14 protein-coding genes, 1 tRNA gene and 1 pseudogene are annotated in these 20,755 nt (G+C 39.1%); 4 read left to right on the top strand and 12 right to left on the bottom strand.

From position 1 onward, the window contains the following. Nucleotides 1–5 precede the first annotated feature (5 nt). From IW510_RS06370 to IW510_RS06400, 8 genes and pseudogenes are all read right to left on the bottom strand, one after another. A complete protein-coding gene (locus IW510_RS06370; protein ID WP_202057953.1) occupies nucleotides 6–3,170 on the bottom strand; it encodes an isopeptide-forming domain-containing fimbrial protein in 3,165 nt (1,054 codons plus the stop codon). Between the two features lie 278 nt (nucleotides 3,171–3,448). Continuing rightward, nucleotides 3,449–3,907: an EamA family transporter gene (locus IW510_RS21245; protein ID WP_236674646.1), complete on the bottom strand. Its 459-nt coding sequence runs from the start codon at nucleotides 3,905–3,907 to the stop codon at nucleotides 3,449–3,451. Next, nucleotides 3,899–4,309: pseudogene (locus tag IW510_RS21250) on the bottom strand (EamA family transporter); the annotation flags it as partial. The pseudogene IW510_RS21250 and the gene IW510_RS21245, both read right to left, overlap by 9 nt. 244 nt (nucleotides 4,310–4,553) lie before the next feature. Next, entirely contained in the window at nucleotides 4,554–4,790 is a 237-nt protein-coding gene (locus tag IW510_RS06380; protein WP_202057956.1) for a hypothetical protein, read from the bottom strand. Nucleotides 4,791–5,121: 331 nt separating this feature from the next. Then, nucleotides 5,122–5,194, bottom strand: a tRNA-Lys gene (locus tag IW510_RS06385). Between the two features lie 291 nt (nucleotides 5,195–5,485). Then, nucleotides 5,486–5,617, bottom strand: coding sequence for a FeoB-associated Cys-rich membrane protein (locus IW510_RS06390; protein ID WP_202057958.1), 132 nt, complete (start codon nucleotides 5,615–5,617; stop codon nucleotides 5,486–5,488). A 5-nt stretch (nucleotides 5,618–5,622) separates the two neighbouring features. Next, on the bottom strand, nucleotides 5,623–7,770 hold the full coding sequence (gene feoB, locus IW510_RS06395; RefSeq protein ID WP_202057960.1) for a ferrous iron transport protein B: 2,148 nt from the start codon (nucleotides 7,768–7,770) through the stop codon (nucleotides 5,623–5,625). 3 nt (nucleotides 7,771–7,773) lie between these two features. Beyond that, complete coding sequence (locus tag IW510_RS06400) at nucleotides 7,774–8,241, bottom strand: FeoA family protein (protein ID WP_202057962.1); 468 nt, start codon at nucleotides 8,239–8,241, stop codon at nucleotides 7,774–7,776. A gap of 501 nt (nucleotides 8,242–8,742) precedes the next feature. Here IW510_RS06400 and nrdH point away from each other — a divergent pair. From nrdH to nrdF, 4 genes are all read left to right on the top strand, one after another. Continuing rightward, nucleotides 8,743–8,967 (top strand): glutaredoxin-like protein NrdH, encoded by a 225-nt coding sequence (nrdH, locus tag IW510_RS06405; RefSeq protein WP_202057963.1) that lies wholly within the window; start codon nucleotides 8,743–8,745, stop codon nucleotides 8,965–8,967. A gap of 2 nt (nucleotides 8,968–8,969) precedes the next feature. Then, nucleotides 8,970–9,347, top strand: a complete 378-nt coding sequence (gene nrdI, locus IW510_RS06410; protein WP_202057964.1) for a class Ib ribonucleoside-diphosphate reductase assembly flavoprotein NrdI — start codon at nucleotides 8,970–8,972, stop codon at nucleotides 9,345–9,347. After that, the gene (gene nrdE / locus IW510_RS06415) at nucleotides 9,328–11,487 is read left to right on the top strand and encodes a class 1b ribonucleoside-diphosphate reductase subunit alpha (RefSeq protein ID WP_202058306.1); all 2,160 of its coding nucleotides are present in this window, start codon (nucleotides 9,328–9,330) and stop codon (nucleotides 11,485–11,487) included. Before nrdI ends, nrdE begins: the two co-directional genes overlap by 20 nt. Before the next feature lie 108 nt (nucleotides 11,488–11,595). Further along, nucleotides 11,596–12,561, top strand: a complete 966-nt coding sequence (nrdF, locus tag IW510_RS06420) for a class 1b ribonucleoside-diphosphate reductase subunit beta (protein WP_202057965.1) — start codon at nucleotides 11,596–11,598, stop codon at nucleotides 12,559–12,561. A gap of 375 nt (nucleotides 12,562–12,936) precedes the next feature. Here the strand turns inward: nrdF and IW510_RS06425 are convergent, their stop codons facing one another. The 4 genes from IW510_RS06425 to IW510_RS06440 form a co-directional block, all read right to left on the bottom strand. Continuing rightward, the gene (locus IW510_RS06425) at nucleotides 12,937–14,043 is read right to left on the bottom strand and encodes an AI-2E family transporter (protein WP_202057966.1); all 1,107 of its coding nucleotides are present in this window, start codon (nucleotides 14,041–14,043) and stop codon (nucleotides 12,937–12,939) included. Nucleotides 14,044–14,327: 284 nt separating this feature from the next. After that, the gene (locus IW510_RS06430; protein WP_202057967.1) at nucleotides 14,328–15,074 is read right to left on the bottom strand and encodes a tyrosine-protein phosphatase; all 747 of its coding nucleotides are present in this window, start codon (nucleotides 15,072–15,074) and stop codon (nucleotides 14,328–14,330) included. Nucleotides 15,075–15,083: 9 nt separating this feature from the next. After that, entirely contained in the window at nucleotides 15,084–15,737 is a 654-nt protein-coding gene (locus IW510_RS06435; RefSeq protein ID WP_236674647.1) for an MgtC/SapB family protein, read from the bottom strand. Nucleotides 15,738–15,917: 180 nt separating this feature from the next. After that, nucleotides 15,918–20,660 carry an Ig-like domain-containing protein gene (locus tag IW510_RS06440; RefSeq protein ID WP_202057969.1) on the bottom strand — a complete coding sequence of 1,581 codons (4,743 nt, stop codon included), beginning with the start codon at nucleotides 20,658–20,660 and terminating at the stop codon, nucleotides 15,918–15,920. Nucleotides 20,661–20,755 lie beyond the last annotated feature (95 nt).

A 20,755-nucleotide genomic window follows, 5' to 3' on the forward strand; every position in this document is an offset into this window, starting at 1 on the left:
GATGATTAGTGAGTTTCATTAGGGTCATGTTCTTTGGCGTTTTCTTTTTTCGTATACTTATAAGCAACGGCAAACAGTAATAAGGCTGCACCGATAACACTGCTGTAGCCAAGAAGCTCACCAGTCTCCGGCAGCTTGCCAAACGGTTTCGCTGTAATTGATGGCGGCTTTAGCGTGACAATATTGGAAGGTATCTCCTGTTCATTAACAAGTAACTGTAATTGATTTTTAAAGACTTGATTTTGATGATTATCACTATACGTATAAGTAGTTGTAATCATCCAACAAACAGTGCTTCTCTCAAGCTGTTCTGCGTACTCCGGAGCTATCGTCAGGACTACTTGCTGCCCCTTAACTGACACAGCACTCTTTTCTGTAATCTCTTGGCCCGCTTCATCATAGACTTTTGAGCTTTTATACATGAAGCCAGTCGGTAAGTGATCGATTATTTGTAACGGATTCCTATTCTCATTATCCCCAATAAAAGCTACACCTTTGAAGGTAACCTGCTCCTCTGCTTTCAGCAGATCGTAATGCTCAACCTCCTGCCCATTTTCTTTAACAATTGATTTAACAATACTATTTTCAGTCATTCTCCGATTTTTTATTGGAGACATTTTTATGTCATCGGAAAGCTCCTCATTGGCAGCTTCTTTCGTTAGATAGCTTTTGTTCTGAGCGTTTTCTATATATCCATTTTCGAATAGCTCAATTTCATGCATCGGTTTATTGGAAACTGGTTTATAGATGAAGTGAAATTTACTTGTATTGAGCTGGTAACCATCCTTAGTAGAAATCTCCTGTATATAATATTTTTGACCAACAATCAGCGGACCTTGGTATTCTCCGATTCCGTTCTTTATTTCGATTTCTGCTGCCAGTGTATCTGCAGTGATTGTCTGATTCTTCAGTTCGTAATCCTTCCCATGATACAATCCAAAAACAGCACCATCTGAAGCCTTAAACTCACCATTCCCCTGTTCAAAAACCTTGTTAACAACCAGCTTCACTTGTTGCAGATCATTTTCCAAATTAACTTCTGTTTTCAACTCATTCTCTTTGCCCAACTTGAGAGTCACAATAATCGGCGCAGCAGCCAACTGAATGCCAAAAGGGGCTTCAATCTCAACTAGCGCATACTCTCCTTCATAGAGATTTTTGATTATAGCTTTGCCTGTTTCATCTGTCGTAATTTTTCCGTAATCGTATCCTGCTTTTGCCACTACTTTACCATTTGGAAAGACAATATCTTTATGTGCTTTTACCTGATAAGTAACGCCTTGCTGTGGAAGCTTTTGCCAAATCAATTCATTTTCTCTGGCTGCCTCTTCCTTTTCTTCCGCTTCTTTAAATCCCGTTAACTGATTCGTCGTTTTATTGACTGTGATTGTGCCTGTAATTAATTTTGTTGTGTTCTCTACTTGATTTGTCTTCTGTGGCTGCTTATTAATTGAGGTCGCTCCACTATTTTCAATTTTTTCTTTGTCTCCGACAGCATCAATAACCTGTGTTTTGATTTGAAGGGTGTACGTCTCATTTTTCATCGTCATGTTTTTTAGGAACGTCGAATCTCCGACAAAGCTCACATTATGCTTCTCTTTGTCATAGTTGATTTTTTCAGCATCACTCGCTTTACCGTCTTTTAATATCTTCGCCGATACGAATGAGACCTGTGGTGGTAGCTTGTCACTAATTGAAAACTCTGTATATTTTGACGAAACATCTTTGTTCAGTTCATTGACAGTCTGATCGATTTCATACACCAGTACTTCTCCAGGTGAAACATCTTTTTTATTCATATCCTTACCGGATTCATCAACAACTCTTTTGACCGGAGGTGGCAGCTCCAGCTGAGGAATCTCTGTTACTGTTGTGTTCGAGTTTTTGGATATTCCATCAATTGTCACTGTTGCAGTATTCTTCAACACTGCGACACCATTAGAAAAAGAAAGCTCCGCCTCTTTACGAATTTTCGCCTGAATAACTGTCGTATAATAATGATTATAGAAGTCCGAATTTTTTAGTGTGGCTGCTTTAGCTGTGTAGGTTACTGTATGATTCGCAAGCGTCATATCAAAAAGACCAGTGCAATCCGTTCCAGCTTCATTGGCAATCGTCACATGTTGAATGTCAAATACAGAATCAAGCGTATCTTGAAATGTATAGCTCTTATAGTAAAAATCTTCATACTCATCAGGTACTTGATGGACAATAGTATAGGTTTGCAGCTCCTCACGATCAATTAGTGTATTTTTATCAACTAACACTTCATTCGAGTCGCTATTCTTCTTTACAGGTGATAGCGTCTCTGTCTTCAATGGTTTTTTTGCAATATAACCGAAGTATGCCCCTTGATAGCCAGCATCGCCCACATGGTCTTTTTCAAAATTCAAGGTGTTATAATCCCAGCCCAGTAATGATTTATTGACACACCATTTGAAACGAAAAGAGCTTTGCTCACTGAACAAAAATGTAAATGTTGCAAATAGGTCCTCATTGGCAGAGCTTGTTCCTGTGGTGTCAAAAAACCTGTATTCCCCATTGATATTCTCATAGTTAATCCAATTGTCAGCGCCAGAGACATAAATTTTATCAATAGCAGTAGACGTTTCTTTGGAAAATTGTACGCCCTGACCGCCATCAATATCATTAATCGTCATGAAGCCGGATACCTTAACCGGCATTCCTGTTGCTTGATCGATGAACTCCCATGATTGATCCACATAGTCATACCCTTGAGCAAAGTGACTGATATTTTCCTTTGAATAGGAAATGTAGCCTTGATATTTTGAGAACTGCTGCCAATCCTTGAGAGTGATTTTCAAATCGATGGTCTTTCCATTGTAGTTGCCGACACTCGAGTAAATGACCCCGTTATTTCCTTTTTGATTACTCTGAGGACGCAAAGAATAATAGGCCTCTTCTGTTCCATCTCCCCAAATATTTTTAGTAGTACTCCAGCCTTCCCCGAAGGTACTAATCTTTGTTATCCCCTTTGTATACTTTGCAATAAAGCTGTATTTTCCGGAGACGGCTTCCCCATTTGTCGGAATCGAAACATTGGGTGCATCAAAAATAGATGCTGCATTCGCTATTTCACCCCCTACAACTATTCCCAGCAGTAGGATTAGTCCGATAAAAATCTGATAAAGTCTATTTTTTATACTCACACTATTTCCTCCTTTTTTATGTCTCTTTAATCCATAGTAATTCTTTGTCCTGTTTCGTTATTAAGCGATAAGATACATATTTTCCTAACAATGATTACAGGTCATTTGCAGTAAAATCTCCTCTCGTTAATAATGTACTCAAATTTTATCTATCTTCATTTTTATTTACTGATTTCCCCTCAAAATCGCCAAAATAAAAAAGCGCTACTGAATGTATGATTTCCATACAAATTCAGTAGCACTTTTTCGATATATACTATTTTTGAGACCTAGGTTCTTCAGCCGAATACCATGAAAAAAGTGCCGCCCACAATTAACAATAGCCCAAACAAGGCTTTAACTGTCAGTTTTTCTTTAAAAACCAAGTAAGCAAATATTACAGTAACGACGATACTCAGCTTATCTATCGCAACAACCGCACTTGTTTGTCCATCCTGTAACGCTCGATAATAAAATAACCATGAGGCTCCTGTTGCAAGACCGGATAATAAAATGAAAAGAAGCTCTCGTTTATTTGTTCGTTTCAGCTGTACGTCTTTTTGAGTAAGAAAAACCATCAACCACGACATAATCAGCACAACAGTTGTGCGTATCGCTGTTCCCATATTTGATTCTACGCCATCAATTCCGACTTTGCCTAAAATCGTCGTCAAGCTGGCAAATACCGAAGATAACCCTGCATAGATAATCCAAGACTTCTGAATCGCTTTATTTTGAACCGGTTGTTTCTGAATCATCAGCCATGTACCCACAGCGATAAGAGCAATTGCTCCAAATTTCAGTCCGGTCATTTGTTCGTCTAAAAAGACAAATGCAAATACTAACGTCAGTATGATACTTGATTTATCAACAACTGCTACCTTGTTAACCTCTCCCAATTGCAGTGCTTTAAAATAGCATAGCCAAGACGCTCCCGTTGCAACACCGGAAAAGATAAGAAAAACCCACGTGCGTAAAGTCAGTGTAGACAAGGTGTGTTGTGATCCGACAATAAAAACCATCAGCCACGATAACAACAAAACAACAATCGTTCGCAGTGCTGTGGCTAAAGTAGAATTGGTTTCTTTAATTCCTGATTTTGCCAGTATAGCTGTTACCCCTGCAAATAGGGCAGAAAGTGCTGCATAGATAATCCACATAGTTCCTCCCATAAACCTTTTTCACTACTATGATAGCATAAAAGGAATGATAGTTACTGCATTCTCAGAAAACATTCTGTAAGAAGTTTTCAGTATTCTTTCTTTAAAAGTCCACCTTCTTAGTATCTGATTTTATCTTTTCGACTTGTTTTTTGATTATACTCCCCACATAAAAATAGATAGAAGGAAAAATTCTTCCCTCTATCTATTCCCATTGTTATATTTTTTTACTCAATGTTATAAGTTATTTATCTACATCCAATGCTTTCTTTACAATATACGCTGTTCCTTCTGCTGAGTGCTCTTCTGCATCTGATAGATCAAACAGTAGATGCTCACCATTCTCCGGATCCTCCACAATAATCAGTTGGCCTTTCAGCTTTCGATTGTCGTGTTCAATTTGGGCCATTCTCATTAATTCCTTTTCATCCTTACTCGCAGCTATCGCATTTCCGAGATTAAAGAAAATCGTTTCTTCCATGAGTATCCCTCCTGTCTTTATAGTTTCATTTTACCACGACTGAAGGAATGTAGCACCTCTGGGGAAACCCTTTCCTGTTATATCCCACTTCTGATTTCAATTCAGAAAGTCAAAAGGAGTAGCCAAAATTTTACTGTCTCTCTTACTTGTCAGTCTTTTTCATAAAATCATATACTTGGAATGAACGTATTAAACAGGTGCGTATAGTTTTTCCTTACTTAAAAAACAAAAGTTACTGTTCTCCCAAAAACAAAAAAAGAGAATGCGCATTCCGTCTTCGAAACGTCCGAAGACGCCGACAGAATACCATTCTCGTGGGTTTGGCACCCAATGGGACGTGAGGGGCTCGAACCCGCGACCCGCTGATTAAGAGTCAGCTGCTCTACCAACTGAGCTAACGTCCCAAACAATACTTTACTATTGTAGCACCACAGTCTTACTTATTCAAGAGAAATATTACATGAAAATGACGAAATATACAACAAGAATAAAAATCGTTATTGATTACTCTCAGAAACACAGTCACACCCATATAAAGAGCGACTTACTACGATTCCCATCGATAACTTTTCATTCTCTATTCTTCACTTATTCTCTCTTCAATCCCCATTCATATCATTTAAACGGTGCAGCAGAAGCTCGGATTTACGCCTCTGGTGCACCGCTTAAAATCTATTCAGACTGATGTTTGTTTATTAAGATTCCTGTTCCTTTTTAACAGGGCACGTTGTGTGACAATCAGAACAGTCCTGTCCTTTTTTAATCCGAGAATAAACAATGTAGCCTGCACTTCCAAAGATGATGATTCCTAAAATAATTGTTGCCATTTGATTTATCCTCTTTCTATTGCCGTAAGAACCGGCAGTTCTTGATCTATCCCTTTTGGTTTACGCACAAGCATGTAAATAATTCCTGCAACCAACGCTATTGCAAGCGCTGTGCCAAAGCCAAAGGTTCCTTGTTCGAATACAACATGACCGATTTGGTAAACAATGAAGCTGACAACATAAGCCAATCCACATTGATAGCCAATTGCACCTGCCAGCCATTTCATATCAGGCAGCTCTCTGCGAATTGCCCCGATGGCAGCAAAGCATGGTGCGCACAATAAGTTGAAGGCCAAGAATGAATAGGCAGCTACAGGTGTAAAAGCTGTCTGCAAGGCACTCCAATACTCATGTCCATTTTCAGATACCTCTTCAAGATTTCCAAATATAATACCAAATGTTCCGATAACATTTTCTTTAGCAACTAAACCAGTGATTGTTGCTACTGCACCACGCCAGTTGCCCCAGCCTAACGGAGCAAATATCGGTGCAATCATTCGGCCAAGACCGGCAAGGATACTGTTCTCACCATCAGCCTCCTGCATGCTCAGCGTGTAGGTTGAAGTAAACCAAATGATAATACTTGAAACAAAAATAATTGTTCCCGCCTTTTTGGCAAAGGCCTTACTTCTATCATAAGAATAGCGCAGGACACTTTTCACATGCGGCATGTGGTAAGCAGGCAGCTCCATAATGAAGGGCGCCGGGTCTCCTGAAAAAATCTTGGTTTTCTTTAGTGCAATCCCTGAAAGAACAATTGAGCCAATCCCCAAGAAATAGGCAGAGGGTGATACCCAGCTGCTATTGGGGAAAAATGCCCCTGCAATTAAAGCGATGATTGGTAGCTTCGCCGAACAAGGCATAAAGGTTGTCACCATGATGGTCATATGACGGTCCTTCTCATTTTCAATTGTTCGACTAGCCATAACACCAGGTACTCCACAGCCGGTAGCAATCAACATTGGGATAAATGATTTTCCTGATAGTCCAAATTTTCTAAAAATACGATCCATCACAAAAGCAATCCGCGCCATGTAGCCGCAGTCTTCTAAGAAACCAAGACAGAGGAACAACACAGCTAATTGCGGTAGAAACCCAAGAACGGCACCCACTCCTGCGATGATTCCATCAAGAATCAGACTTTGCATCCATCCGGCAACCTGCCAGCTTTCAAGCAGAGATTCCACCGCTGAAGGAATGATGTCACCAAACAGCTCTTCATTAACCCAATCTGTCATCATCACCCCGACGGTTTGAATTGAAAGATAATAAACGAACCACATGATTAAGGCAAAAATTGGCAGCGCCAACCAGCGATTCGTCACAATTCGATCGATTTTATCGCTGAATTTTAGCGTGATTTCATCCTTTTCTATTGCACATAAAGCAATTAAGCGAGCAATAAACTCATAGCGTTCATTAATAACGATTGTCTCACTGTCATCACCAAAAATCTTTTCAGTGATTTGAATGATTTCTTCTATTTCTTTTTTCTGTTCTGTACTCAATGCCAGCTTTTCAGTAATGTGTATGTCTCGTTCGAAGAGCTTAATGCTATAAAACCTCGTTTGGTTCTTCGGTACAATAAATCCTATCACTTCACTAATTTCACTTAATGCCGTTTCCAACCGCTTATCATATTGTGGATAATGGGCATCTCTTCTATTATTCTTTAAGTGAATCGCTTTTTCTACTGCTTCGTCTAAATTCCGTTTTTTGATTGCGCTAATCCCAATTGCCTCGGTGTCCAAGCTGTACGCCAGCTTCTCAAGATTAATCTGCTTCCCATTTTTCTCAACAATATCCATCATATTCAGACACAAGACAGTTGGTATCCCCGACTCTATCAGTTGCGTTGTCAAATAGAGATTGCGTTCAAGATTTGTCGCATCAATAATATTTAAAAGTACCTCCGGCTGCTCCTCCAGTAAAAAATCACGAGCAATAACTTCTTCCGGTGTATAGGGAGATAATGAATAGATTCCAGGTAAATCTTGAATGAGAATCTCTTTATCTTTTTTCCACTTGCCTTCTTTTCGTTCAACAGTCACTCCCGGCCAGTTCCCTACATATTGATTGGCACCTGTCAGACCATTGAAGGCAGTTGTTTTCCCGCTGTTAGGATTTCCTGCTAATGCAACTTTACATCCCATACCTTACCCCTCTTTCTTCACCAATACTAATTCCGCTTCATTTTTTCTAAGTGTCAGCTCATAGCCCCTAAGATTAATCTCGATAGGGTCTCCCAGAGGTGCCCGCTTTCGAACCAACAGCTCTGCATTCCTCGTCAAGCCCATATCCATCAGGCGACGGCGAACGGCTCCTTTGCCATAGACACTGACTACCTTTGCTCGTTCCCCAACCTCCAAAAGATCCAAAGAAAGCCAGCTCTCTTCAACATTCGCTTCTTCACTGACCATAATTTGCTTCAAAATGGCACTATCCAGCGCCAATCGAGTATTATGCAAAACAACAATACCATTTCCCTTAGCATAGCTTGCCAATGCAACCTTTGTACCAACCAGCAAGCCTAAATCGTTCAAATGTCGTTTGGTCTCTTCCGGCATATCCATCGTTTTTACTGTGTATACCTTGTTTAGTTCTGCACCTGTTAAAGCAATCATAAGTAGCCTCCTTCTTTTTCTATGGAGATAAATATTTACTTGTTTCTTCTATATAATAGTTCTTTTTTCTGAACGTTAAGATTCATCCTCGTAACACCAAACTTGTGAAAAAGTTTCAACCTGTTCCGAAACGAAAATGAGAATCATTATCAATAAGAATACTCCTAGAATACAGGGTTGTCAATGCTATTTCCGGCGAAAAACAGAGGAAAGTGCGAATCGCTTCAAATAATTGTGTCTGAATAAAATTGAAGCACTATATCTTGTATTCCTAACAGCGAAAATTGTTCTAAAAAAAAATTTATTTTTGCTAATTATAAACTGAAAATCCATTGATTTCCTGTACAAACTCTTGTAGTTATTGGTTTTCACAAAAGTTAAAAAAACACAAAACATAGTGCCTGAGGTGAAAATCGACCACAATATGTAGTGCCTAAGTGTTGACATTTTTCTAAAGAGATTTATACTAGTGAATGTAGATTAAACGAGGGGGCAAAAACAATGAACGTAAAAATCTTTTCTAAAAATAACTGTATCCAATGCAACATGGCGAAACGCTTTTTAAATGAAAATCACATTCCTTACGAGGAAGTTAATATCGATAGTCAACCTGAAATGATTGATTGGCTAAAAGAGCAAGGCTTCCAAAGCGTACCCGTCATTACTTCTGATGCAACGACAGTTGTCGGATTCCGTCCGGATCAATTAAAACAATTGGCGAACTAATCATGAAAATAGTCTATTTTAGTGTGACCGGACAAACAAGACGCTTTATAAAAAAATTGGATTTGCCAGCTTATGAAATTGAGCCTGCGAATCCTTTTTTTGAGATAAATGAGCCGTTTGTTCTAGTTGTTCCTACGTATGATATAGAGATTACAGAAGTCGTGAACGATTTCCTAGATTATAAAAGCAACAAAGAATATCTTTGTGCAGTAGCAGGCGGCGGCAATCGAAATTTTGCTGAACTGTTTGTCTACACGGCGAAAGATATTGCCAGAGATTATCATGTACCTCTTGTGTTCTCTTTTGAGTTCAGCGGTACATCCGAAGATGTCGAATCCTTTAAGAAAGTAGTGAGTGAAATTGAGTCTGAAAGAAATTAAAGATGTCAGCTATTTCAAATTAAATAATGAAATCAATCGTCCGGTCAATGGACAGATTCCGCTGAACAAGGATCAAGAAGCCTTGACGGCTTTTTTTAATGAAAATGTTCTGCCTAATACAAAGAAATTTGCGAGCGCTGCAGAAAAAATTCAATATTTAACTGAGAATGATTATATTGAAAAGCCATTTATTCAAAAATATTCTACTACATTTATTGAACGCCTGTATCAATTCCTTGATGAGCAGAATTTCCAATTCAAGTCATTTATGGCAGCTTACAAGTTCTACTCTCAATATGCATTGAAAAACAATGCAGGAACAGAGTATCTTGAAACTTACGAAGACCGTGTCGCTTTTAATGCGTTGTATTTTGCCGATGGCAATGAAGAGCTGGCTTTGACCCTAGCGGATGAAATGATTCATCAGCGCTACCAACCGGCAACACCTTCTTTCCTGAATGCTGGCAGACAACGCCGTGGGGAATTAGTTTCTTGTTTTCTGATTCAAGTAACAGATGACATGAACAGCATCGGCCGTTCCATCAACTCTGCATTACAGCTTTCACGAATTGGCGGCGGTGTTGGTATCACTCTTTCCAATTTACGTGAGGGCGGCGCACCAATTAAGGGCTATGAAGGAGCTGCCAGCGGTGTGGTTCCTGTTATGAAGCTTTTTGAAGATAGCTTTAGCTACTCGAATCAGCTTGGACAACGTCAAGGTGCCGGTGTGGTTTATCTGAACGTGTTCCATCCAGATATTGAAATGTTCTTATCAACTAAAAAAGAAAATGCGGATGAAAAAATCCGTGTTAAAACACTTTCTCTAGGTGTGCTTGTTCCGGATAAATTCTATGAACTGGCACGCAAAAATGAAGAAATGTACCTATTCAGCCCATACAGTGTGGAAAAAGAATACGGTGTACCTTTCTCTTATGTTGATATTACTGCTGAGTATGACAACCTAGTTGCCAACCCAAATATCCGTAAGAAGAAAATCAAAGCTCGTGACCTTGAAAATGAAATTTCTAAGCTGCAGCAAGAATCCGGCTACCCTTATATCGTTAATATTGATACAGCAAATAAACAAAACCCTATTGACGGTAAAATCATCATGAGTAACTTATGTTCAGAAATTCTACAAGTACAAACACCTTCTGTTATCAACGGAAGACAGGAATATGAAGTGCTTGGAACAGATATCAGCTGTAACCTGGGATCAACAAACATCGTTAATCTGATGGACAGTCCAGATTTCGGTAAGTCCGTTCGTGCAATGACACGTGCACTAACATTCGTTACAGATTCATCTGAAATTGATGTTGTGCCAACGATTCAAAACGGAAATAAACTGAGCCATACAATCGGTTTAGGTGCTATGGGGCTGCACACATTCTTTGCAAAAAACCATATGATGTATGGTTCAGAGGAATCTTTGGATTTCACAAATATCTACTTTATGCTATTGAACTATTGGACACTAGTAGAAAGCAACAACATTGCGAAAGAATACAAGAAATCCTTCCACAACTTTGAAAAATCTGCTTACGCGGATGGTACTTACTTTGATAAATATACGGATGGAAGCTTTGTTCCTCAGTTTGATAAGGTGAAAGAATTGTTTGGAGATATCTTTATTCCAACTGCTGAAGACTGGAAACAACTGCGTGATGCAGTAATGACAGACGGTTTGTACCATCAAAATCGTTTAGCGGTTGCACCAAACGGCTCAATCTCTTATATCAACGATACAAGTGCAAGTATCCACCCAATCACACGAATGATTGAAGAACGTCAAGAGAAGAAAATCGGGAAGATTTACTATCCTGCTGCTTATTTAGCAAATGATACGATTCCTTATTATACTTCTGCTTATGATATGGACATGCGTAAAGTCATTGATGTGTATGCAACAGCTCAACAACACGTTGACCAAGGAATGAGCTTGACATTGTTTATGCGTTCAGAAATTCCGGAAGGCCTTTATGAATGGAAAGATGGCACCAAGCAAACAACTAGAGATTTGAATATCCTGCGTCATTACGCTTTCCATAAAGGAGTTAAGTCAATCTATTATGTACGGACCTTTACAGAGGATTCCGAAGAAATCGGAAGTAATCAATGTGAAAGCTGCGTGATTTAACGTCTAAAGGCTGTGGTATTGCACGCTCTGCAGAGAGTCATTCACTGCATGGGTCTTCTGCCACAGCCCTTCACTTATCACACCTCTGAGAAGAAAGGAAGAAAATAAATGGCAACTTATTATGAAGCGATTAACTGGAATGCTATCGAAGATATCATCGATAAATCCACTTGGGAAAAATTAACGGAGCAATTTTGGCTGGACACACGTATCCCCCTTTCTAATGACTTAGACGACTGGCGGACACTGTCTGACTTAGAAAAGCAGACAGTCGGCTACGTATTTGGCGGATTAACCCTGCTGGATACCGTTCAATCAGAAAGCGGAATGGATCAGCTGCGAAAAGACGTGCGGACACCTCATGAAGAAGCTGTCTTGAATAATATCCAATTCATGGAATCCGTTCACGCAAAAAGTTATTCTTCTATCTTTAGTACACTGAATACAAAAAAAGAAATCGAAGAAATTTTTGAATGGACAAACACAAATGTCTACTTGCAGAAAAAAGCAGAACGCATCAATGAAATCTATAAAAATGGAACACCACTAGAGAAAAAAATTGCCAGTGTCTTCTTGGAAACCTTCTTATTCTATTCCGGTTTTTATACACCCTTGTATTATTTAGGAAATAATAAGCTGGCAAACGTTGCAGAAATCATTAAGCTGATTATTCGTGACGAATCGGTTCATGGTACGTATATTGGTTATAAATTCCAATTGGGCTTCAATGAGCTTCCCGAAGAAGAACAGGAAGCAATGAAAGCATGGATGTATGATTTGCTTTATGAGCTATATGAAAATGAAGAGCGCTACACGGAAGAATTGTATGATGACCTTGGTTGGACGGAGGAAGTAAAAACCTTCTTGCGTTACAATGCCAACAAAGCCTTGATGAACCTTGGTATGGACCCAATGTTTGGAGATACCGCTAACGATGTCAATCCAATTGTTATGAACGGTTTATCTACAGGTACCAGCAATCACGATTTCTTCTCACAAGTCGGTAATGGTTACCTGCTTGGGCAAGTAGAAGCCATGAGAGACGAAGACTACCTGATTGGCTTGGATGACTAGAAAAGCTAAACAGAGCGGTAACTTCTAAGCAATATAGGAACTTGAATCGATGATGCTTTTTATCATCGAAGACAAGTTATCTTATTGTCGAAGAAGTTGCTCTGTGCAGCTAGACAAATAGAAAAGCGGAGCGAGGTCGGTCAGCTCCCGAACAATAAGACAAAAATGGCAGGTGGTGCCTTTTACCACAAGACACTTTTTGACTTATTGTTGAGAGGAGCTACCTCGTGCAGCTAGACAAATAGAAAAGCAGAGCGAGGTCGATAGGCTAGCTTAACTTCAAATTAAAAAAGCAGTATTTGGAAGTTATTCCAAATACTGCTTTTTTATTTCCCTACATTTTCCTTTTTGTTCAAAATCAGATATAGGGCTTTTCTATTTTTCTATTTCTATCGAGCTTTCTTTCCTCAATAGATATATTTTACGGATATTTAGTACCAGTGTCTTGATAACTGCGTATACCGGAATACATATCAGCATACCAATAATTCCGCCGATGCTCCCCGCCGCAATCAATACTAAAATAATTGTCAAGGGATGAATGCTTAGTGACTTACCCATCAATAACGGCTTAATCAGATTTCCATCCAGTTGTTGAATGACCAATATCGCAATCGCACCATACAAAGCCTGTAATGGTGAAACAAAGATGCCCACCAAAATAACCGGGACAGCACCGATAAACGGACCCACATAAGGAATAATATTGGTTACTCCGCAGAATACCGCCAGAAGCAGACTATAGGGTTGATTCAGCAGCGATAAAGCAATAAAACTCATTACACCAATAATCAATGCATCCAAAATTGTACTGCTGATATAAGCAGACAACGTCTGATTCATCTCCTGTACTGTTTCACGCAGTTCTGTTCGAATCGTCTTCGGAAAGAACTTGGATACTGCATCAAGGAATTTGTGCCCATCCTTAAACATGAAGAAGAGAATGAACGGAACGGTAAACAGCAATACAAAGAATTTCATCAATGCGCCGACAATAGTTGATAGACTGTTCGTCACGCCGACAATTGCAAGATTTAAGATATTGCTGATTGTAATATTTGCCTGTGACAGCTCTTCCTGAAGATTGAAGCTTCTCAGCTCTTCCCGCTGGCTTAAATCAATCAGCCATTTATTGATGCCTTCAGCATACATTGGAATTGATTCGCTTAACTCCAGAAATTGATTGACTAGCTGTGGAACAACATTCATAACAATCAAAGCCACTAAAATAATCAAAACAATCAACGTAATAAAGAAGCCAACTAACCGCGGTACCTTACGCTTCTCTAAGAATACAACAATTGGATCAAACATATAATAGAAAAATCCCGCTATAAGTAACGGTAAAAATAAAGCCGATACCATACCAATCACCGGCGCAAAAATATTCGGCATTCTCATTAAAAAGAACACGCCAATAATCGTTAAAACTATTTCCACGGTCCAAAACAATAGCTTGGACTGCTTGAACAAAGAACCCATTTAACCAAACCCTTCTCATACCATGATAGATGAATACGATGGACGAATTGAACGGTGAACCATTCTCCGGTCTGTCGCAACAGATAGACTTCGTGTTCCAACAATTCATGTAGCTTCATTCTATCATTATACGCTGTTATAAAATACGCCTTCTAATATATTTTCAGCACTGTTTATAAAAATTTATGATTTCTTACGAAAAGGCAGCTATCACTTTGCAATGCTGCTACTACCTAAAGAAGAGCAGACAACCTTCTTTAGATTCGTCCGCTCGTTCTGTTTTATTATTCCGCATACATCTGCCGCAGCAGCTCAATATCACCACGACTCAACTTCAAAATATCCTGCGTATATTTCTCAACACCGCCAAAGTTCTGGTCTACCAAACGATACGCATAGTCTAGATACTCTTTTTTCACTTCCATCGCAACCTTGATGCCGGCTAGCTGTTCCGGAGTCATTCCTTTTGCAGCTGCTTCAGCCAAAAATAGCTCGTTTGGCTTTTGACGTTGAATATTTGTTTCCAGATAATCTTTGTAGATTACGTCTTTTGGTACTTCCAAAAGCTCTAATGTCAGAGCTGCTGCTACACCTGTTCGGTCTTTTCCCGCAAAACAATGGAATAATACACTTCCCTTTTCAGTTGAAAGAAGCTCATGAAAATATTGTCGATAGCCCTGTTGAGCACCCGTGTTAAGAATCAGATTCTCATAAATTTCCATCATATGACGATCTACCGCTCCGATATCTGAAACATCGAATAAATCCTCCATACTTGCATCATGATGAACTTCTTTCATGATATCAATCCACTCATAAGCTACATTCGCCAGCTGATCATCCGGACGCGTCGAGATTTCCTTCTCTCCCCGCAAGTCAATAATTTTAACCAGTTCATGGTTGTGAAGAGCATCCAAGCTTTTTTCATTTAATTGGTACACTTCACCGGAACGCAACAGTCGATTGTGTTTGACTGTTTTCCCATCAGTGGTCTTGATTCCGCCTAATTCTCTAAAATTCGCTAAATTCATAATTCCTCCTTATATACTGACTAAACGTAGTTTAGTGATATTTTCATGAATCGAAAGCTCCTCTATTACATCAGCATAGGTCATGCCTCTCGGAAGCTCGATTGTATAAATATTCGTGTAGATTCTTGTGTCACCACTCAAATCAACATCAAAATTTACATCCTCTATCTCTATCTTATGCTGCTCAAAATACTGATTGATGAATTCTTTGGTTTCCTGCTTATGGACATAGCGGATTTCCAGCTTCTTAATTGTCGGAACATGAATAATCCGTTTAATTAAGGTCAGGGCAATAAAAACACCAATAAAACTGGTGAGCGCAATGGCATAGTACCCCATTCCAATCGCAATGCCGAGTCCTGCAACTGCCCATAATGAAGCAGCTGTAGTCAAGCCTGTAACAGAACGCTTCGTTACGATAATCGTTCCGGCACCTAAAAAACCAATACCACTGACAACCTGTGCAATCAAACGCCCCTGATCTGAACGAATCACACCGGTCATTTCCGGATAGGCCATCGCATCCCTTAAGGCTGAAAGAGCAATCTCATCCTGTATCAACGCAATGACCGTCGCTCCCATACAAACAAGGATATGGGTTCGCATCCCCGCCGGACGATTCTTATATTGCCGTTCAAACCCAATTGTACCACCAATAATCATCGAAAGAGACAGGCGCAAAACGATTTCTGGTACAGTCAACGTCAACTCTGTCACTTTTTTTCATCACCTTTACATTAAAAATAATCGTTGTCTTTATTATAGCACTTATTTGGAGATGCCTGACAACAAAAAAATGTAAAAGCCTCAATTGAAGCTTTTACATTTTTTCATTTTTTCTTTTTAAGGAGTAACCGTTACTTCCAATGAATCTTCCTTATTACTGCCGCTAACATCCTTTACGCGAATTGTTGTTTTCCCGGGATTTTTAGCAATAATCTTAAAATTACGTCCGCCTTCACTAACTACTTCCGCAATCGTTGGATCATCTGATACCAATTCCATCTTTTTGATACAGTAATTATCAACTACATATGAGAATGATTTGGTTGCATCAGCTTTTAGTGTGATGTTTTGTTTATTGGTGATGGTCACAGCTTTTGTATAGATTGGTTGTGGATTTGCTGTATCTTTCTTCAGAGAGAAATGGAACTGGGTATTCCCATCTACAATATTAATTGTGTAAAGATTAATATAGATATATTCACCTTCTTGATAATACGCCTTTGAGGTATTCCATGAAACCCCTGAAGTTGCCGTCCTTTGATCCCAGCCAAATACAGCTTGCTTATTATTTTCATACTGTTCATTCATAAAGGCGACTTCTACTTTTTGCCCCATTTTGAAGTTTCCTTGAACAGTACCACTTGCAAAATACATCGCTGTTTCATCTGCTTTAAATTTTAGCCAGCCAGCCTGATCTGCATAAATTTTTGTTGTCGATACACCATTTGAGTCAAATGTAAGATTAATTTCAGGTGCCCCTTCTTTTGTTTGACTTACCTGTAGCATATCAGGTACTGTCACTTCCAATGAATCTTCTTTATTACTGCCGCTCGTTTCTTTCACTCGAATCGTTGTTTTACCAGGATTCTTAGCAATGATTTTGAACTGCTTCGTTCCATCGTCCACTACTTCTGCAACATTCGAATCATCTGATACCAATTCAATTTGATTTGGTTTTGTTGTGTAATTGTCTACAGCATAGGTAAATGTTTGGGTTTGATCTTTTAACAAGGTCATGTCTTTCTTATTATTGATGGTTACTTTCTTCGTATAGATTGGCTGTGGATTTGCTATATCACGTTTTAAGGAGAAATAGAACTGTGTTTCTCCATCCTTAAAACTCACAATTCCTGTTTTTATATAGATATAATCTCCAGCCTGATAGTACACCGGTGCTTCTGTCCATGATACACCATATGTCGCTGTTCGTTGATCCCAGCCAAACAAGCCTAATCTGCGACTTTCCTCTGCATTATGGAAGCCCATCTCTACCTTCTGTCCCGGTTTGAAGTTCCCTTTTGTTACGCCGGATACGGTATACATTGCGGTTGTGTCTACTTTAAACTTCAGCCATCCAGCAGCATCTGTATAAACGTTTTCTGATTGGCCTTTCTCATCAAACTTCAATGTAATCTCTTTTGCTGTATCCTGTGTTTTTCCTAGCTCAAGCATCCCGGGAACATTTACTTCCAATGAATCTTCCTTGTTACTGCCGCTAGTTTCTTTCACACGAATGGTTGTTTTACCAGGTCCTTTGGCTACAACTTTAAACTGTTTTGCCCCATCACTGACTATCTCTGCGACATTCGGATCATCTGATATCAACTCGATTTTATTTGGCTTTGTAATATAGCCATCTACTGCGTAGGTAAAGCTTTGCGTATCGCCTATTAACATCGTCAGGTTCTTTTTATTGTTAATCGTTACATTTTTTGTGTAAACAGGTTGTGGATTGTTCAAGTCCCGCTTAAAGCCAAAATTAAACTGAGCATTTCCATCTTCAATCTTTACCGTATAAACCCAGACATAGATATATTCTCCTGCCTGGTAATAAGCTTTGGATGTATTCCATGATACACCTGAGGTTTGCGTTCGTTGATCCCAGCCAAATACGGCTTGGCGATGATTTCCATCCTCTTCATTCGAGAATCCTACTTCTACCTTTTGACCAGGTTGGAAGGTCCCTTGTACCACGCCATTAGCCATATACATCGCTGTCTCATCTGATTTGAATTTCACCCAGCCTGAATGATCTGTGTAAATTTTTGTAGTTGAAAGACCTTTTGAATCGAACACCATCGTAATCTCCGGAGCCTCTTCTTTCGTCTGTCCCAACCTAAACATATCTGGAACCGTCACTTCCAACGAATCTTCCTTATTGCTTCCACTGGTTTCTTTCACACGGATGGTTGTTTTACCAGGATTCTTAGCAATGATTTTGAACTGCTTCGTTCCATCTTCCACTACTTCCGCTACATTCGAATCATCTGATACTAATTCTATCTTGTTTGGTTTCGTTGTGTAGTTATCAACCGTGTAGGTGAAGCTCTGAGTTTGTTCTTTCAATAACGTGATGTCTTTCTTGTTATTGATAGTCACTTTCTTTGTATAAATTGGTTGCGGGTTCGTTGTATCACGTTTTAGTGAGAAGTAAAACTGCGTTTCCCCATCCTTAAAGCTGACAATCCCCGTCTTGATATAGACATAGTCACCTTTTTGATAGTAAACCGGCGCTTCCGTCCAAGACACACCATACGAAGTTGATCGTTGATCCCAGCCGAATAAACCTAATCTGCGGCTCTCTTCTGAATTATGGAAGCCCATCTCTACCTTTTGTCCTGGTTTGAAATTCCCTTTTGTTACACCAGATACAGTATACATTGCAGTGGTGTCTATTTTGAATTTCAACCAACCGGCTTCATCTGTATAGATATTTTCTGATTGTCCTTTATCGTTGAATGACAGGCTGAATTCTTTTGCCTCAGCCTGAGTTTTTCCAAGATACAAGGAATTCACATGAACCACAAGCTCTTTTGTTACTTTCTTGTCATTTGTTGCTACAACTAGCGTAGTATACCCCAATTTTTTACCGGTGATAATACCATTCTCATCAACCGTAGCTATTGAAGTGTCTTTGATTTCCCATGTTAAGCGGCTTGAATCAGCATTTTCCGGTACCAAGGAAAACTCAGGCTGTTTCTCCTCGCCAACCAACACACTCATATTTTTTCCTATAACGATATCATCAACAGAAAAATGTTTGTCTTCAACCGTAACCTCACATTCCGCTGAAACATCACCACGCTTGCTAGTGGCGATAATCTTTGCATCTCCTGCTTGGTGACTAGTAATTTTTCCATTATCATCTACTGAAACAATTGTACTGTCGGTAGATGACCATACAATTGTCTTATCAGGTGCTTCTTCCGGCAAAGCTTTTGCTGTCAGTTGAGCTGTTTCACCTATCAGCAATTCTTTTTTATTAGGGGTAAGCTCTATCTCAGTTACATCGACTACATTATCAGTAAATGCATTAACAAATAGATTCCCCTTAAAACCGCCACCAAAGGTATCACCGTTGGAAACACCTCTCCAATAAATCACATTTGAGCGATCATCTGTACTTACAAATGATTTTCCTTCTTTTAAGTCAGGGAAATTTCCTTTCTCGGCATCTCGAACTTCTTGCAATACTGTATGAAAATGCCCCACATCTTTAGGATAGTTGACTTTAATAATGATTGAATACTCCTGGTTTTTGTCAATTTCAACAATTTCAGTTGGTATTTCTTTCATTCCAGGAGTTGCTACTGTTCCTGAAGCAATTTTTTTCATATCTTTTTGGTTTATGACCGTTTGTCCACTTTGAATTGCACTGGCTGAATAGTATACTTCGTAACCAATATTTTTCTGTTCACTATAAAATGACACAGCATTCAACGTTTCTCTCGTATCTTTTGTTGAGTAAACGTTCCCCAAATACATGTCATTATTGCTTGAACTCCAATTCACATAGTGGGTTCTGGTTGTATTGACATACGTATTCACATTATCATATTGTTCCATTTTCGTATCAACAGCATAATTATCAGAACAAAGCATGTAAACATCTTCATAACTCATGTAGAAATAGCCAACACCGTTACTATTTGATGATTCTCCCCATGAATTTTTTACTAGAAAGGCACCATCTTTTTCAGGTGTTTCAACAAAATTATCCTTACTGAAATTATCATCCCAACCAACAATAACAATCCCATGATCGGTTTTAACCCAATCCGTTCCATATTTAGTAACCAACTCTGTCCCAACATCAGCAATAGGTACATAACTTGCTTTTGTAGCAGAATTAAAATATTTTTTATTATGTGAAGCAACGGTGCTATAAGAGAAAGTCAATGCACCATACTCATAAAGCTTCTCTTTCATTTGCATTACTTTTTGCTGCTGACCCTCTTTTGTATAATAATTATATGAAATACCATGAATTTTCTCCATGCCTTCAACAAAAACCGGAGATTTCATTGCCTGTTTCTCTTTAAATGCACTTATCATCATTGGTTTACTTTGACTGAGCGCATAGGGTGTTACAAAATTTTCTTCCAGTACACCGTTATCATTCAACGTACTCTGTATCAAAACTGACCCGGAGTTGCCGCCATCATTAAGTGTTCTTGTACCATAGGGGTTTACAGCATCTGTAAACGCATTTCTGGCAGAATAATAATTAAAATAATTTGGAGAAAGTGTGTACTCTACGCCAAACTCCTTCTTATTCGATGCAGTAATAACATCTACCGCCGAGAATGCCCAACAAAGCCCAAGCTCACCTTGATTCCTCATAAGTGTCTTCACATTTCCAGAATTGAAATCAAACTTTGATGGCAATACTGAATAGGGGGTAATACCCGGTTCAGCTGTCTGTTGAATAATCGGCTTATCCTCATCAATAATTCCCGATCCTTCAACTGCGGGTACCTGTTTTACTTCATGAGCAATATCTTCCGCAAATGCATTTTGACCCAATAACATCGAAAATAGAAAGATTGAACCCATACCAACTTTTACTATCTTTTTCATTACATACTTCCACTCCTTTTCTTCGAATTACATCCATTATATAACAAAGAGCTAATATTGTAACCCTTTCTTTCGTTCAAAAAGGAATATATTTC

It is taken from the genome of Enterococcus sp. BWR-S5 (assembly GCF_016745255.1).
Lineage (GTDB): Bacteria > Bacillota > Bacilli > Lactobacillales > Enterococcaceae > Enterococcus_L.